Origin of the sequence: Comamonas kerstersii, from assembly GCF_008801935.1 — a bacterium.
GTDB lineage: Bacteria > Pseudomonadota > Gammaproteobacteria > Burkholderiales > Burkholderiaceae_C > Comamonas > Comamonas kerstersii.
The window spans coordinates 33990-48661 of record NZ_VZOT01000011.1; the positions used below are offsets into that span (position 1 = coordinate 33990).

General features: G+C 60.9%; 12 protein-coding genes. 6 read left to right on the plus strand and 6 right to left on the minus strand.

Annotation, left to right across the window (positions count from 1 at the left end; all coding sequences use genetic code 11):
* The first annotated feature begins 164 nt into the window (after positions 1-164).
* Positions 165-1280, plus strand: a complete 1116-nt coding sequence (hemE, locus tag F7P80_RS13245) for a uroporphyrinogen decarboxylase (RefSeq protein ID WP_054065697.1) — start codon at positions 165-167, stop codon at positions 1278-1280.
* A gap of 395 nt (positions 1281-1675) precedes the next feature.
* The gene (priA, locus tag F7P80_RS13250; RefSeq protein WP_151045417.1) at positions 1676-3847 is read left to right on the plus strand and encodes a replication restart helicase PriA; all 2172 of its coding nucleotides are present in this window, start codon (positions 1676-1678) and stop codon (positions 3845-3847) included.
* An 83-nt stretch (positions 3848-3930) separates the two neighbouring features.
* Here the strand turns inward: priA and F7P80_RS13255 are convergent, their stop codons facing one another.
* From F7P80_RS13255 to F7P80_RS13275, 5 genes are read right to left on the minus strand one after another with little or no spacing between them, the layout of a single operon-like run.
* Positions 3931-4761: a ChbG/HpnK family deacetylase gene (locus F7P80_RS13255; RefSeq protein ID WP_151045420.1), complete on the minus strand. Its 831-nt coding sequence runs from the start codon at positions 4759-4761 to the stop codon at positions 3931-3933.
* A gap of 4 nt (positions 4762-4765) precedes the next feature.
* The gene (locus F7P80_RS13260) at positions 4766-5173 is read right to left on the minus strand and encodes a GtrA family protein (RefSeq protein WP_151045423.1); all 408 of its coding nucleotides are present in this window, start codon (positions 5171-5173) and stop codon (positions 4766-4768) included.
* Positions 5170-6186, minus strand: coding sequence for a glycosyltransferase family 2 protein (locus tag F7P80_RS13265; protein ID WP_077344592.1), 1017 nt, complete (start codon positions 6184-6186; stop codon positions 5170-5172). Before F7P80_RS13265 ends, F7P80_RS13260 begins: the two co-directional genes overlap by 4 nt.
* Complete coding sequence (locus F7P80_RS13270) at positions 6183-7793, minus strand: glycosyltransferase family 39 protein (protein WP_058879483.1); 1611 nt, start codon at positions 7791-7793, stop codon at positions 6183-6185. The genes F7P80_RS13265 and F7P80_RS13270 overlap by 4 nt, the downstream gene beginning before the upstream one ends.
* Before the next feature lie 56 nt (positions 7794-7849).
* A complete protein-coding gene (locus tag F7P80_RS13275; RefSeq protein ID WP_151045426.1) occupies positions 7850-8797 on the minus strand; it encodes an AEC family transporter in 948 nt (315 codons plus the stop codon).
* A 199-nt stretch (positions 8798-8996) separates the two neighbouring features.
* Here F7P80_RS13275 and F7P80_RS13280 point away from each other — a divergent pair, with 199 nt between their 5' ends.
* The 3 genes from F7P80_RS13280 (at position 8997) to F7P80_RS13290 (ending at position 12893) form a co-directional block, all read left to right on the plus strand.
* A complete protein-coding gene (locus F7P80_RS13280) occupies positions 8997-11063 on the plus strand; it encodes an ATP-dependent helicase (protein ID WP_054065691.1) in 2067 nt (688 codons plus the stop codon).
* A gap of 27 nt (positions 11064-11090) precedes the next feature.
* Positions 11091-12236 (plus strand): phospholipase A, encoded by a 1146-nt coding sequence (locus tag F7P80_RS13285; protein WP_058879484.1) that lies wholly within the window; start codon positions 11091-11093, stop codon positions 12234-12236.
* 210 nt (positions 12237-12446) lie between these two features.
* Positions 12447-12893: a hypothetical protein gene (locus F7P80_RS13290; RefSeq protein ID WP_054065718.1), complete on the plus strand. Its 447-nt coding sequence runs from the start codon at positions 12447-12449 to the stop codon at positions 12891-12893.
* 18 nt (positions 12894-12911) lie between these two features.
* Here F7P80_RS13290 and F7P80_RS13295 read toward each other — a convergent pair whose 3' ends face one another.
* Positions 12912-13388: a universal stress protein gene (locus tag F7P80_RS13295; RefSeq protein ID WP_054065717.1), complete on the minus strand. Its 477-nt coding sequence runs from the start codon at positions 13386-13388 to the stop codon at positions 12912-12914.
* A 111-nt stretch (positions 13389-13499) separates the two neighbouring features.
* Here F7P80_RS13295 and tgt point away from each other — a divergent pair, with 111 nt between their 5' ends.
* Positions 13500-14672 (plus strand): tRNA guanosine(34) transglycosylase Tgt, encoded by a 1173-nt coding sequence (tgt, locus tag F7P80_RS13300; RefSeq protein ID WP_054065716.1) that lies wholly within the window; start codon positions 13500-13502, stop codon positions 14670-14672.

Consider the following 14672-nt stretch of genomic DNA (forward strand, 5'->3'; position numbering starts at 1 on the left):
TGCTGTATCAGTAGACGTGCACCCTCTTCGCAGCGGGAGGCCTTAGAAGCCAGGTGTTGCAGGCCCATCCGTTAAACTGGCCGTTTCCCAAGAACCCAAGAACATGTAGGAGGTGCTTTCGTGAGGATTGGCACCTTCAGGTCTTTTCTCTGTGTGAGCGCTTCATGTCTTTTGCCCCCCTTCTGAACGACACCTTCCTGCGCGCCTGCCGTCGTCAGGCGACCGACTACACCCCGCTGTGGCTGATGCGTCAGGCTGGCCGTTATCTGCCGGAGTACAAGGCCACACGCGCCAAGGCGGGCAGCTTCATGGGGCTGGCTACCAATGTGGACTACGCCACGGAAGTGACGCTGCAGCCGCTGGAGCGCTTTCCGCTGGATGCTGCGATTCTGTTCAGCGACATCCTCACCGTGCCTGATGCCATGGGGCTGGGCCTGTCGTTTGCGGAAGGCGAAGGCCCGCGTTTTGCCAAGGTGGTGCGCGATGAAGCCGCTGTGGCCGAGCTGGCTGTGCCGGATATGGACAAGCTGCGCTATGTGTTTGACGCAGTGACCAGCATTCGCAAGGCGCTGGGCGGTCGTGTGCCGCTGATTGGCTTTTCCGGCAGCCCCTGGACGCTGGCTTGCTACATGGTGGAAGGCAAGGGCAGTGATGACTACCGCCAAGTCAAGAGCCTGATGTACAGCCGTCCTGATCTGATGCACAAGATCCTGTCCGTCAATGCAGACAGCGTTGCTACCTACCTGAATGCCCAGATTGACGCTGGTGCACAGGCCGTGATGATTTTTGACAGCTGGGGCGGCGTACTGGCCGATGGCATGTTCCAGCAGTTCAGCCTGGCTTATACCGAACGCGTGCTGGCGCAACTCAAGCGCACCGGCGTCGATGGCACCGACGTGCCGCGCATCGTGTTTACCAAAGGTGGTGGCATCTGGCTCGATGACATGAAAGGCATTGACTGCGAGGTGCTGGGCCTGGACTGGACGGCCAACCTGGGCAAGGCACGTGCCATCGTGGGTGGTGAAGTGGGCGGCCTCGGCAAGGCCCTGCAGGGCAATATCGACCCCAATGTGCTGTTTGCCCCACCTGAGCAGATCGCTGTGCAGGCGCGCGCCGTGCTCGACAGCTTTGGCAAGCCCCATACGGACCGGGCGACCACAGGCCCTTCCCATATCTTTAATCTGGGTCACGGCATCAGCCAGCACACACCGCCAGAGCATGTAGCTGCTCTGGTTGAGACTGTGCATAACTACTCCCGTCAACTGCGTCTGTCGGCTTGACGAACGGTGTTCAGCGTGTGCCATGAAGCGTAGGTGCGTACCTACGCTTCATGGCCGCAATGGCGCTTCAAAATCCGTGCAAAAGCAGTCAAAAAGTTGCAAATTGACGTCTATCTACGGGATTTTACTTATCGATGACGGCCTTGCTTCTGTGCATTGGAGTGCCACTTATGCACAACTTTGAGCAAGCGGGAGGCTGATTGGACGGCAATGAAGCTGATAGCGCTGAACGAACTATTTTCGTAATAAGTATCTGTTTTTATTGAGAAATTTTCTTCATGAGAATGTCATGAAGAAAACGCGATGTTTTTGAGCTTGCTTAAAGGTGTGGGGGTGATTGACAATCCCCACAAAGTTATCCACAGAAACTGGGGTTTCCCACACACAATCTCCCGATGCAGGTTCTGTCTGACATTTCGGCGGCATCCCATGTGATAAGTGTCGCGCTCCACACGCCGATTCACAGCGGTGTCGGACATCTGCTGAGTTATCTGCACAGCCAGCCTTTGCCCGCAGGGACGCTGGTGCGCGTACCGCTGGGGGCACGGCATCTGCTGGGGGTGGTCTGGGATGACCGTCAGCAGCAGCCTTTGCCTGAGCACGCCACGCTGCGGCCGATTGATGCGGTGATGGAAGGGCTGCAGCCCCTGGATACCCACTGGCAGCGTCTGGTGGGCTTTGCAGCGCATTACTACCAGCGCAGCATTGGGGAGATTGCCATGATGGGGCTGCCATCGGCACTGCGGGACATGACAGCAGAGCAGCTGGCCAAGCGCTTGCAGCCTCCCAAGCCCCGGAAGTTGTCGAAAAAAGCAGCAGCTGCGAATGCGAATCCTGTGGATAACTCTGATCGAGCCGCGCTCTTTGTGCAAAACCTGATAGCACTCAGCGCAGAGCAGCAAAGCGTCTATGGGCAAATCGAGCAAAATTGCGGCCCCTTCCTGCTGTACGGCAGCACGGGCAGTGGCAAGACCGAGGTCTATATGCGCGTGGTGCAGCAGGCGCTGGAGGCCGATCCGCAGGCACAGGCGCTGGTCATGGTGCCGGAGATCAATCTCACGCCACAGCTGCAGCAACGCTTTGAACAGCGCTTTGTGCCCATGTTTGGGCCGCAGGCCGTAGTCAGCATGCACAGCGGCATGACGGATGTGCAGCGGCTCAAGAGCTGGCTGGCCGCGCATACCGGTCAGGCGCGCATTGTGCTGGGCACGCGCATGTCGGTCTTTGCCAGCCTGCCGGGGCTCAAGGTCATTGTGGTCGATGAAGAGCATGACCCCAGCTACAAGCAGCAGGAAGGCGCACGCTATTCCGCACGCGATCTGGCCATCTGGCGTGGGCACCACTGCGGGGCCAAGGTGATTCTGGGCAGTGCGACCCCTTCGCTGGAGAGCTGGCATACCAGTGAGCCCGCCATCGGGCGCTACCAGCGTCTGCACATGCCCAGCCGTATTGGTGCGGGAGAGCTGCCCCGTGTCCGCATGGTGGATATGACGCAGCAGCCCAGGAAAACCGTGTTTTCGCAGCCACTGCTGGCCGCTATGACCGAGCGCATTGAGCGTGGTGAGCAAAGCCTGATTCTGCTGAACCGCAGGGGCTTTGCGCCCGTGCTGTTCTGTGCAGACTGCAACTGGAAAAGTGACTGCCCGCATTGCAGTGCCCACCAGGTGTTTCACAAGGGCGACCGCACGCTGCGTTGCCACCACTGCGGCGATACGCGCCGTGTGCCGCATGCCTGCCCTGAGTGCGGCAATCCGGACATCCTGCCCATGGGCAAGGGGACGGAGCAACTGGAAGAAGAGCTGGAGCGCTTGCTGCGTAATGTGCAGCGGCCCGATGGCCGTCCGGCACGCGTGGCACGCATTGATGCCGACACCACCAAGCTCAAGGGGGCGCTCGAAGCACAACTTGCCCTGGTGCACAGCGGTGAGGTTGATGTGCTAGTGGGTACGCAGATGATTGCCAAGGGTCACGACTTTCGTCGTATCACGCTGGTGGCCGCAGTGCAGCCTGATGGCGCGCTGTTTTCCAGCGACTTTCGTGCGGCGGAGCGCCTGTTCTGTCTGCTCATGCAGGCCGCAGGCCGTGCCGGGCGCGATGCCGACTATGTGCGTGCCCATGACAGCCAGCCAGAGATGTGGGTGCAGAGCTTTGAGCCACAGCACAGCGTGTATGCGGCGCTGCGCAAGTATGACTATCCAGCCTTTGCCGCCCTGCAGCTGCGCGAGCGGCAGGAAGCGGGCATGCCGCCCTTTGCTTTTCAGGCGCTGGTGCGTGCCGATGCCAAGACACAGGAAGAGGCGCAGGCCTTTCTGCGCGCGGCCACAGAGGCTGCGCACCAGGGGCAGCTGCCGCATCTGGAAGATGTGTTCATCTATCCGCCCATCCCCATGGCCGTGCAGCGTGTCGCCAATGTGGAGCGTGCACAGATGCTGATCGAGGCCAGCGACCGCCGTGCGCTGCAAAGGTTTTTGCATGCCTGGCAGCCCTGGCTGCACTGGGTACGCAGTCAGCCTGCCCACAAGCGGCTGGTGCGCTGGCTGGTGGATGTGGACCCGCTGTCGCTGTGAAAAATACTTTTCAGCGCCCAGCCCGAAGAATAAGCATGAAAATGCGTCCAGGGCTTATGCAGCAAGCGCTGAAAGCTATGGTTTTAGATTTTTAGAAGCGGCTTGAGCGGCCCTTGCTGGATATGGCACTGGTGCTGCTCCAGCAGCGCTCCAAAGGCTTCGGAGTGCAGATAGTCAAACTCCACAGGGCGCTGTGCGCCAATGGCATCGCCCACAACTTCGGTGGTAGCGGGGTGGCACATAAGCAGGCTGCCAGGCTGCAACTGCGCCAGCCACTGCGCCATCTGCGCGCCATAGGCGTCGGGGGTGGGTGCGTCAAAACCATAGACGCCGCCAAAACCATGGTTGACCAGCACGCCTGCCTTGCGCAGCGCACGCGTGGTCTGCCAGCCGCCCAGTAGCGCAATGATGCTGGCTTTGGGGCTGAGCCACAGCGTGCCCACTGGGGCGGTAGAGCGCACCCAGGGCATTTGCTGCGGGGTGTAGCGCTTGAGCATGACGTCCAGCATGGCCTGGCACATGCCGGGCAGCTGGTGCACGTGCTGATGGCCGTCGATGAAGTCTGGTGGTGTGCCCAGCGCTGTCTCAAAGGCATCGAGTTGCTGCTCCCACATGGCGCGCATCTGTGGGGCGCTCCAGTGGCCCGTATAGGCCTGGCGGATGACTGTGCCCAGTGGCTGAGCAGGCACAGAGCCGCCATAGCTTTCGGTCAGGTTGAAGTGCAGCCCTACGGACAGGCGCGGGCGCAAGTCCTTCAGGCGCGGTGCTGCTTGCTGCCAGCGCGGGGCATTGGTCATGCAGCTGGTGGCTGACAGGCGACCTGCCAGGCACAGCTGCTCTACGGCCTCATCGACAGCCGGGTGCAGGCCAAAGTCGTCAGCACACAGAATAAAGGCGCGGATAGAGGTGGTCATGGCATCAGCGAGCCGCCTTGAAGGCCCAGAACTTGCTCAGAACAAAAGTGCCTGCAGCCACCAGCACCAGTACCAGCGCAAGACTGGCCAGGTAGTTCCAGGGCAGCCAGCGCAGCGCGGCGGCGTACAGCAGCTCATTGGCCACAAAGGAGCCACAGGCGACGGCAAAAAAGCGGGCCACCGTGGCCCAGCCGCGTGCCTGCTCCTGTGAAAAGGTCAGGGCTGCATGGCCGTTGTAGCTCACGATAAAAGCCACCAGAAAGCCCAGTACATTGGCCCACAGCGGTGGCAGGCCTGTGAGTGCAACCACGATGGCAACCACCAGCAGGTGGGTGGCGGCAGCGCTGCCGCCGACCAGGCCAAACTGCACCAGCTGCGGCAGCTGCCGCAGACGCATCAGCAAAGTGCTCATGGCTGCTCTCGCAGAGGACTGGCGTCTTCGTCGCGTGCAATCAGATAGGTGGGGCGCTGCTTGACTTCGTCATAGATGCGGCCAATGTATTCACCCAGAATACCGATGGACATCAGCTGCACGCCGGAGAACAGCATGATGCCGGCAGCCAGCGTGGGCCAGCCTGCCAGGTCTGCGCCAAAGAGCAGGGTATCCAGCGTGATCCACAGACCATAGGCCAGCGCCAGCAAGGCCACGGCACCACCAATCACGCTCCACACGCGCAGTGGCAGCGTGGTGAAGGAGGTCAGCCCCAGCAGGGCGAGCGCCCCGAGGCGTTTGAGATTGAAGCTGGACTGCCCCGCTGCACGGTCCTTGGGCACAAACGGCAGTGCTGCAGTCTTGAAGCCGACCCAGGCGTACAGGCCTTTCATGAAGCGGTTGCGCTCGGGCAGGGCTCTGAGGGCATCGACCACCTTGCGGTCCATCCAGCGGAAGTCGCCGGCATTGGGCGGCACTTTGACGCCGTTGCCGGAGTTCATCAGCGTGTAGAACAGGTTGGTTCCCAGGCGTTTGGCACCGCTTTCTGCGCCGCGGTCGGCGATCACGCCATAAATCATTTCATAGCCGCCCTGCCACAGGGCATGCATTTCGGGGAGCATTTCCAGTGGGTGCTGGAAGTCTGCATCGATCAGCAGTACGGCATTGCCGCGCGCGTGGTCGATGCCAGCAGACAGCGCCGCTTCCTTGCCAAAGTTGCGTGACAGCGCCAGATAGCGCACGGGCAGCCCCTGTGTGACGAGCTGCATGGCCACATCGTGTGTGGCGTCACGGCTGCCATCGTTGACGATGATGATTTCAAAATCGCTGGTCAGAGCCTGCACGGCAGGGATCAAGGCATTGATGAAATCGCGCAGGTTGTCCTGTTCGTTGTAGGCCGGGACCACGCAGCTCAGCTGCAGGGCCGGGCGAGGCACTGCAGCGAAGGGGGCTGCAGGGGCAAATTCAGCATCCATGCTGGGCGTGGAGGTCATTGCACTTCCTTGGATGCAGTAGAGGCAGCAGGTACGTCAAACACGGCATAGCGGAAAGGCACGGGCTTGGGAAAGCGCCAGCCGCTGCGTTCCACGGTCAGCACTTGGGGCGCAGCAGTGAGTCCCTGTGCGGCCAGCCACTGTGTGGCTTCCTGCATGCAGGCAGTGTCAGGAATGTCTGGATTGTTGGCTACAGGGCCCAGCGGACACAGCAGCAAGCCGTTTTTGCTGCGCCAGTCGCCCAGACCCGCGAGCTGCGCGGGGAAGCTGTCCGGCATGTAGGGCACGGTTTGCAGGCCAGGCATGGCATAGAAAGCGATCATGGCGTTTTCTGCCCAGTCCCCTCCCACCCAGGCCAGCTGCTGCTGGGGGTTGCGTTCCTGCCACTGTTTCAGAATTTGCTGGGCAGCATCTTCAGTGGGGCGGTAGTAACCCTTGTCACTTTTCTGTGCGTTGACGATGGCCACCACAAGGCCCAGCACGGCCACCAGTGCCACGACAGGCCACCATGCTCTGCGCAGCTTGGTAAGCACCTGCGCCGTCACAGAGGGTGCCAGCGTATGCAGATTGCGCAGCCACAGCAGCGCAAAAGCATAGCCAATAGGGATGGCCCATGGGGTAGACAGCTCCGCTACGCCGAACATGCCGCACAGCAGGGTCAGCAGCCAGGGTGTGAGCGCCAGCCAGTACAGCACGTCGTCCCAGCCGTGGGGCATCCAGCTACGCCACAGGTAACTGCCAAAGGTGCGCAGGCAGCTTTGCTGCTGCATGCGGGCAGACAGGCAGGCATACACCGCGCAGACTGCCAGCCAGGCAGGCAGCCAGTAAAACAGCGGAGAAAGCGTAAAACGCAGCACATAGCGCCAGACCACATCACCGCCGCCCTGATCCATGGCATAGCCAATTGGCGCCCAGTCATGGCCTGCCATCCACGCCACATGGGGGCTGAGTGCCAGTGCAAATACCAGCAGGGCCAGATAGGGGCGGGGCGTCAGCAGCCACTGGCGGCCATCACGGTGCAGAAAGATGGGCAGCAGAAAGCCTGCCAGAAACACACCGCTGTAGTACTTGCTCAGCATGCAGGCTGCGGCCACGATGCCCAGCCAGGTGCTGAACCACACGCCACGCCAGCCTTTTTCCTGCCAGCTGGCCAGCAGCAGGGCCGCAGCCCAGGGCCACAGTGACAGCAGCTGGCTGTTGGCATTGAATTTGCCGGCCAGCGAGGTATAGGGAAAGCTCCACAGCAGCAGCAATGCCCCCCAGTGGGCCAGACCACCCAGACCCAGTCTGCGGCCCAGACTGACTACGCCCCATAGGCCCACGGCGACATTGGTATAGGACAGCAGCCGGTAGGCCCAGTCCGTATTGGGAAAGACCGTAAACCATGTGCCCACTACCCATGCAAAAAACGGTGGATGCTTGTGAGTCCCCCAGAGAAAGGGCTGCGACCATGCATAGTTCTCCAGCATGTCGTTGTAGCTGTCGAGATTGCCTCCCGAGATCCATGACGAGCATGCCCAGACCAGGCAGGCCATGGCAATCAGCCATGCAGTCTGTCGACCACTGGGTGGTGGAAATGTGCTGGTGGTGGGGGAGGGTGTCTGCATGTCAATCCTGTGCGGAGGGATTGACTATTGTAAAGATCGGTGCTGTACCTCGCTGTTTAGGCGACAAGGCTGACAGCGGCAGAAAATGTCACAAAGGCCAGCGCTGTGCTCACCAGAATAATGCGTGCCACCCGACCGCCATGGGCACCAAAACGCTCGGTCAGCAAGGACACATTGCTGGCACTGGGCAGTGCTGCGACCAGCACGAGTACGGTGATGGTCATGGAGCTCAGCGGCAGTCCCAGCCACACCGCGCTCTGGCAGGCCAGCCACATCAGCGCAGGGTGCAGCAGCAGCTTGGCCAGCGCGATAGGTACATAGTGGCGCGCAGCAACGTATTCATGCTGATTCATCTGTGAACGCGCCAGAACCGCTCCAATGGTGAACAGTGCCACGGGTGAGGCAGCGCCTGCTAGCATGGCGACGGTTTTTTCGAGCGGTGCGGGCAGCTCCCACGCCATGGCCGAGGCACAGGCGCCCAGGATGATGGACCAGGGCATGGGGTTGGAAAACACACCCTTGAGCGCATTGCGCAGCGCCTGCAGGACGCCGGCTTCACCTAGCCCGATGCGCGATAGCGCAATGCACAGCGAACTGGTGATCACCATGTCGATGGCCATGGTCAGAATGACCGGGCCTGCGCTGGCATCACCCAGCAGTGTCACCAGCAGCGGCACGCCCATGAAGCCGGAATTGGGAAAGGCGGCCACCAAGGCCCCAAAGGCAGCGTCATTCCAGCCCCAACGTGTGTGGCTCAAGGCCATGGTGCCCCCCACGATCAGCAGGCCGCACAGCAAATACACGCCAGCAGCCACCGGGTCGATCAGCTGCGTAATCGGCGTCTGTGCGCCGAAGCGGTACAGCATGCAAGGCAGCGCAAAGTACAGCACAAAGGTGTTGAGCCCGGGAATGGCCGCCAATGGCAGTACGCCCCGGCGCGTGGCGACAAAGCCGCACAGCACCAGGGCAAAAAAGGGAAAAGTGACCGCAAGAATGGATAGCACAGGGCGCGATTGTGTCAGCCCTGTACTGCAGCAGGTGCAGGGGATTTCGCGCAGGTGACAGCTGTTGTGCCCGGCACACTTGCCATTGACACGGGCATGTGGACACGCAGGGGCATGGGGCAGAGGGCTTGCGTATGATTGCCCCGCGCCTGAGGTTGCAGGCGCTTGTTTTTCCCTGTCTGCTCAGAACACTACGTCCATGTCCGCTGGTTTGAATCTCGCCCAACTCCAAGCTGTCCACTACACCGAAGGCCCCTGCCTGGTGCTGGCAGGCGCAGGCTCGGGCAAGACCCGCGTGATCACGCACAAGATTGCCCGCCTGATTGAAAACGGCCTGGCCCCCAGGCGCATTGCGGCCATTACCTTCACGAACAAAGCGGCTGCTGAAATGCGCGAGCGCGCTTCCGGTCTGATTGGCCGCGCTGCCAAGGACGTCATGATCTGCACCTTCCACTCGCTGGGCGTGCGCATGGTGCGCGAAGATGGCCATGTGCTGGGTCTGAAGCCCAACTTCAGCATTCTGGATGCCGACGATGTGACGGGCATCCTCAAGGACTGTGCCGGCGGCACCACGGACGCGGCCACCGCGCGGCAGTGGCAGTGGACGATTTCCAACTGGAAGAACGCAGGCTGGGACAGCCGCAAGGCCCTGGCCATGGCGCAGGACGACCATGAGCGCAGCATTGCCCTCATCATGCAGCGCTATGAAGAACGCCTGACGGCCTACCAGAGCGTGGACTTTGATGACCTGATCGGCATGCCCATGCGCTTGCTGAAAAACCACCCCGAAGTGCGTGAGAAATGGCAGCGCCTGCTGGGCCATGTGTTGGTGGACGAATACCAGGACACCAATGCCACGCAGTACGAGCTGCTCAAACTCCTGGTGGGCGAGCGCGGCCATTTCACGGCCGTGGGTGATGACGACCAGTCCATCTACGGCTGGCGCGGTGCGACGCTGGACAACCTGAAGAAGCTCCCCCAGGACTATCCACAGCTCAAGATCATCAAGCTGGAGCAGAACTACCGCTCCACCTCCGCCATCCTGCGCGCGGCCAACAATGTGATTGGCCCCAACCCCAAGCTGTTTCCCAAGACGCTGTTCTCGGAACTGGGTGAGGGCGAGCCCGTGCGCATTGTTGATTGCGACACCGAAGAGCATGAAGCCGAGCGCGCTGCCATGCGTATTGCCAGCTTGCGTGCCAATATGAATCCGCAGCCTGCGTGGAAGGACTTTGCCATCCTGTACCGCGCGAACCACCAGGCCAAGCCGTTTGAAAAGGCGCTGCGCAAGCTCAATATCCCGTACAAGGTCTCGGGTGGTACCTCCTTCTTTGACCGTGCGGAAATCAAGGACCTGTGTGCGTGGTTCCGTTTGTGGATCAACAACGACGATGACCCTGCGTTTTTGCGCGCCATCACTACACCGCGCCGCGGTATTGGCCACACCACGCTGGGCAAGCTGGGCGAGTTTTCAGCGCAGCACAAGCTGAGCATGTTCGGTGCCTTGTTCTCCAGCATGCTTGAAGCGGTACTGCCCAAGAAAGCGCACGAAGGCCTGCTGGAATTTGGGCGCTACATCAATGATCTGGAATACCGCGCACGCCACACGCTGGGGGCAGAAGCCTCGCGCAGCTTCATGCTCGATTGGCTCAAGGAAATTGGCTATGAGCAGTATCTGTACGACAGCGAAGACAGTGAAACCGTGGCCGCCGCACGCTGGACCAATGTGCTGGAGTTCTGCGACTGGATGAGCCAGCGCGCAGGCGGCCAGATTGAAGATGCAGCAGGCACGACCACGCAGACCGAAGTCAAAAGCCTGCTGGATGTGGCGCAGAACATTGCGCTGCTGTCCACCATCTCTGAGCGTGAGAAAGAGCAGGACATGGTGATTCTGTCTACGCTGCACGCATCCAAGGGCCTGGAGTGGCCGCATGTGATGCTGGTGGGTGTGACCGAGGGCATGCTGCCCTTCAAGCTCGATGATGACGACGGCAAGCAGCAAAAAGTCAGCGACGATATTGCAGCCCGCCTGCAGGAAGAGCGCCGCCTGATGTATGTGGGTATTACCCGTGCCCAGCGCACGCTGGTCGTGAGCTGGACCAAGCGCCGCAAAAAGGGGCGCGAGATGGTGCAGTGCCAGCCCAGCCGCTTTATCAAGGAAATGAATCTGGATGCCAGCACAGCCCGTGAAGATCCCCGCGAAAAGCTGCGCCAGCTGCGCGAACAGCTGGCCCGCAAGGCTGCAGCTGCTCCCAAAATTATTTAACCCCTGTTTGTTCTGAGGAAGCCTGGCATGAGAACGCCTCTGATTCGTCGTCTGGCCTATAGCTGCAGCCTGTATGCCTTGTGGACTGCCACAGCTTCGGCGGCCACACCGAGTGAGCCTGCCACCGGGTGGCAGGCCTGCAGTGCCGTGCAAGATGGCCAGGAACGCCTGGCCTGTTTTGACCAGTGGGCCGCTGCACAGCATGGCGGTGCAGTGCCTGCATCCAAGGCTGCAGTGCCTGCCGCCAGTGCGCTGACAGTGCCTGAGAGCCCTTCTGAGCCAGCGCCTGTGGCCGTGGCTGAAGGCGCACCCATGCAGCTGCCAGGCAGTGACTGCTACCGCTCTGGCGCCAGCACCATGCTGCAGTTCTATGAGCTGCGCCGTGCTACCGACTGCGGTACTTTCAAGCTGCGGGGCTTTCAGCCCCAGTCCGTGTCGGTGACGGCGGCCAACCATATGAACACCAGCCCCAGTACACTGACCCAGCCTGCGTTCGAGACGGACGACTACCAGACCAAGGAGCTGCGCATTCAGCTGTCGCTGCGTACCAAGCTGGCTGCAGGGCTGCTGACGCCTGAAGATTCTGATCGACTCGACTCTCTGTGGGTGGGCTATACCCAGCTGTCGTTCTGGCAGATCTTCAATGCCGATGCGTCACGCTCCTTCCGTACGACGGACCACCAGCCCGAAATCTTCTACGTCTATCCCACCGAGGCACAGCTGCCGCTGGGCTGGCGTCTGCGCTATAGCGGCATCGGGCTGGTGCACCACTCCAATGGTCAGAGCGACCCACTCTCGCGCAGCTGGAATCGCGCCTATCTGATGGCGGGTGCGGAGCTCAACAACCGCTGGCAGCTGCAACTCAAAGCCTGGCACCGCATTTCGGAAAAGCTGGAAAACGATGACAACCCCGGCATTCAGAACTACTGGGGCCGAGGCGAGGCCAAGCTGTTCTGGCAGCCTGATGCCCGCAACATCTTCGGTCTGACTGCACGCGGCAGCATTGGCAAGGGCTATGGCTCAGGCCGGCTGGAATGGATGTATGCACTGGGGGGCGACAACAGCAATTTGCGTCTGCATGTTCAGCTGTTCAGCGGATACGGTGAAAGCCTGATTGATTACAACTACAAGCGCACTTCGCTGTCCGTGGGGCTGAGCCTGCTGGATTTCTAAACCCTCACGCTTTATAAAAACATAGCTTCCAGCGCTTGCTGCATCAGCGCTGGAAGCTTTTTTTATGCTGAAAAGTTAACAAAAACAAATTGTTCCAAATACCTGCCATCTGGGTGCTTGTGACCCCTGACGCCTTGGCGCAGAATGTGCTTCACCTTTTCAGCCCCGTGTGTCGCCCTTACCGAAGCACCTTGCACACCCGAGATGACCATGCACCTGCAGTACCAGCTCAAGGCAGGCAGTTACTACCTGTACGACATGCGCGAATCGCCTAGCGCAGTCACAGGTGAGCGCCGCTTCAAGCTTAAAACAGACCTGCTGGCCATTGCGTTTGACCGCTACACGGGCGAAGTGCACCAGCATGGCACGCCATCGCGCATCCAGTCATGGGCATTGAATACACGCCGCCGCCTGCGCGCTGCCGGGTTGTGGCAGCAGGCGGATGACATCGTGGTGGTCACAGGCCCCTTCCCCGTGGAAGAAATCAACAAATGCCTGTCGATCAAGGGCTACTGCCGCCGCCTGCTGCAGCGCCTGGCTAGCTTGCCGCATGGCAAGCTGCATGCTTGGCAGACCGCGCAGAAAACCCAGGGCAGCACGCATGGCAGCAGCCACCAGCGCAGTCAGGACAAGCGCTGGCAGCGCAAAGCGGCGTAAAACCGCAGGTGCTGGCACTTACGCTGCGTCTTCGGCAGCTTCAGCCTCTGCAAGGTCCTCTTCCTCAGGGCTACGTACGACCAGCACCGGCCGACGGCAGTGGGTGATCACCGTCTTGGACACTGAGCCCACAATCGCGCTTTTGAGCGCGCCCATGCCGCGTGCACCCATGATGACCATGTCGGCATTCAGATCCTCGGCCATTTCCAACAGCATGCTGCCGGGCTCGCCCAGCACCACTTCCATGGAGTAGCCAACGCCTTCGGCGTCGAGCAGGGCGGCGGCTTCGCTCATGAGGTTTTCGCCGGCCTGCACGGCAGCAGCGGCAATGGCGTCGGCATCTCTGGTGGCCAGTTCCAGCAAAGAGGCAGGCTCCTGCACGTTCACGAGGGCGATTTCGGTGCGCAGCCCCCGGGCAATCAGTTTGAGCGCCTCGCGTACGGCCTGCAGGGATTCACTGGAACCATCGACGGCAATCATGATGTGGGTATACATGGCGTGCTCCTTGTCATCGTTGTGGGTGTGCAAGAGATTCCACTATAGAGCACCCCGGCACCCTGCATGCTGCGGCAACGCAAGCCACCTTCTGGGACAATGCGCGCCATCATGCTGCAGTTCGAACTTCTCAAAACCGACCCCACCAGCCACGCCCGCCGTGGCAAGCTCACGCTCAACCATGGCGTGGTGCAGACCCCCATCTTCATGCCCGTTGGCACCTATGGCACCGTCAAGGGTGTGATGCCGCGCAGCCTCGAAGAAATGGGCGCACAAATCATTCTGGGCAACACCTTCCACCTGTGGATGCGCCCCGGCCTGGACATCATGAAGACCTTTGGTGGTCTGCATGGCTTTGAGAAGTGGAACAAGCCCATCCTGACCGACTCGGGCGGCTTTCAGGTGTGGAGCCTGGGCGCCATGCGCAAGATCACGGAAGAAGGTGTGCACTTCCAGAGCCCTGTGAATGGCGACAAGCTGTTCATGTCGCCCGAGGTGAGCATGCAGATTCAGACGGTGCTCAACTCCGACATCGTCATGCAGCTCGACGAGTGCACCCCGTACGAGACCAACGGCAAGAAGACCACGGAAGCCGAAGCGCGCAAGTCCATGGAAATGAGCCGCCGCTGGGCCAAGCGCTCCAAGGACGAGTTCGAGCGTCTGGAGAATCCCAACGCGCTGTTTGGCATTGTGCAGGGCGGCATGTACACCAATCTGCGCCAGGAGTCGCTGGAAGCGCTGGTGGAGATGGACTTCCCCGGCTACGCCGTTGGCGGCGTCTCCGTGGGTGAACCCAAGGACGAGATGCTGGAAATCATGGCGCACACGCCCCACCTGCTGCCTGCCAACAAGCCCCGCTACCTGATGGGGGTGGGCACACCAGAAGATCTGGTGCAGGGCGTGGCCGATGGCGTGGACATGTTTGACTGTGTGATGCCTACCCGCAATGCGCGCAACGGCACGGTGTTCACCCGCTATGGCGATCTGAAGCTGCGCAATGCCCGCCACAAGACCGATCACCAGCCGCTGGACACCACCTGCACCTGCCATGCCTGCGCGGGCAAGAGCGGTGTGAGCTGGGACGACGGCGGCCGTGATGGCTTCAGCCGCGCCTACCTGCATCACCTGGACCGTTGCGGCGAAATGCTGGGCCCCATGCTGACCACCATCCACAACCTGCACTATTACCTGAATCTGATGCAGGAAATCCGCGATGCGCTGGAAGCGGGCACTTTTGCCGAGTTCCGCGCCAAGTTCAAGGCTGACCGCGCACGCGGTGTGTAA

What these genes read in the sequence shown, in the direction of transcription:
- hemE (WP_054065697.1), top strand. Translation starts at nt 165, where the DNA reads ATGTCTTTTGCCCCCCTTCTGAACGACACCTTCCTGCGCGCCTGCCGT.
- priA (WP_151045417.1), top strand. Translation starts at nt 1,676, where the DNA reads ATGCAGGTTCTGTCTGACATTTCGGCGGCATCCCATGTGATAAGTGTC.
- F7P80_RS13255 (WP_151045420.1), bottom strand. Translation starts at nt 4,761, where the DNA reads ATGACCACCTCTATCCGCGCCTTTATTCTGTGTGCTGACGACTTTGGC.
- F7P80_RS13260 (WP_151045423.1), bottom strand. Translation starts at nt 5,173, where the DNA reads ATGAGCACTTTGCTGATGCGTCTGCGGCAGCTGCCGCAGCTGGTGCAG.
- F7P80_RS13265 (WP_077344592.1), bottom strand. Translation starts at nt 6,186, where the DNA reads ATGACCTCCACGCCCAGCATGGATGCTGAATTTGCCCCTGCAGCCCCC.
- F7P80_RS13270 (WP_058879483.1), bottom strand. Translation starts at nt 7,793, where the DNA reads ATGCAGACACCCTCCCCCACCACCAGCACATTTCCACCACCCAGTGGT.
- F7P80_RS13280 (WP_054065691.1), top strand. Translation starts at nt 8,997, where the DNA reads ATGTCCGCTGGTTTGAATCTCGCCCAACTCCAAGCTGTCCACTACACC.
- F7P80_RS13285 (WP_058879484.1), top strand. Translation starts at nt 11,091, where the DNA reads ATGAGAACGCCTCTGATTCGTCGTCTGGCCTATAGCTGCAGCCTGTAT.
- F7P80_RS13290 (WP_054065718.1), top strand. Translation starts at nt 12,447, where the DNA reads ATGCACCTGCAGTACCAGCTCAAGGCAGGCAGTTACTACCTGTACGAC.
- F7P80_RS13295 (WP_054065717.1), bottom strand. Translation starts at nt 13,388, where the DNA reads ATGTATACCCACATCATGATTGCCGTCGATGGTTCCAGTGAATCCCTG.
- tgt (WP_054065716.1), top strand. Translation starts at nt 13,500, where the DNA reads ATGCTGCAGTTCGAACTTCTCAAAACCGACCCCACCAGCCACGCCCGC.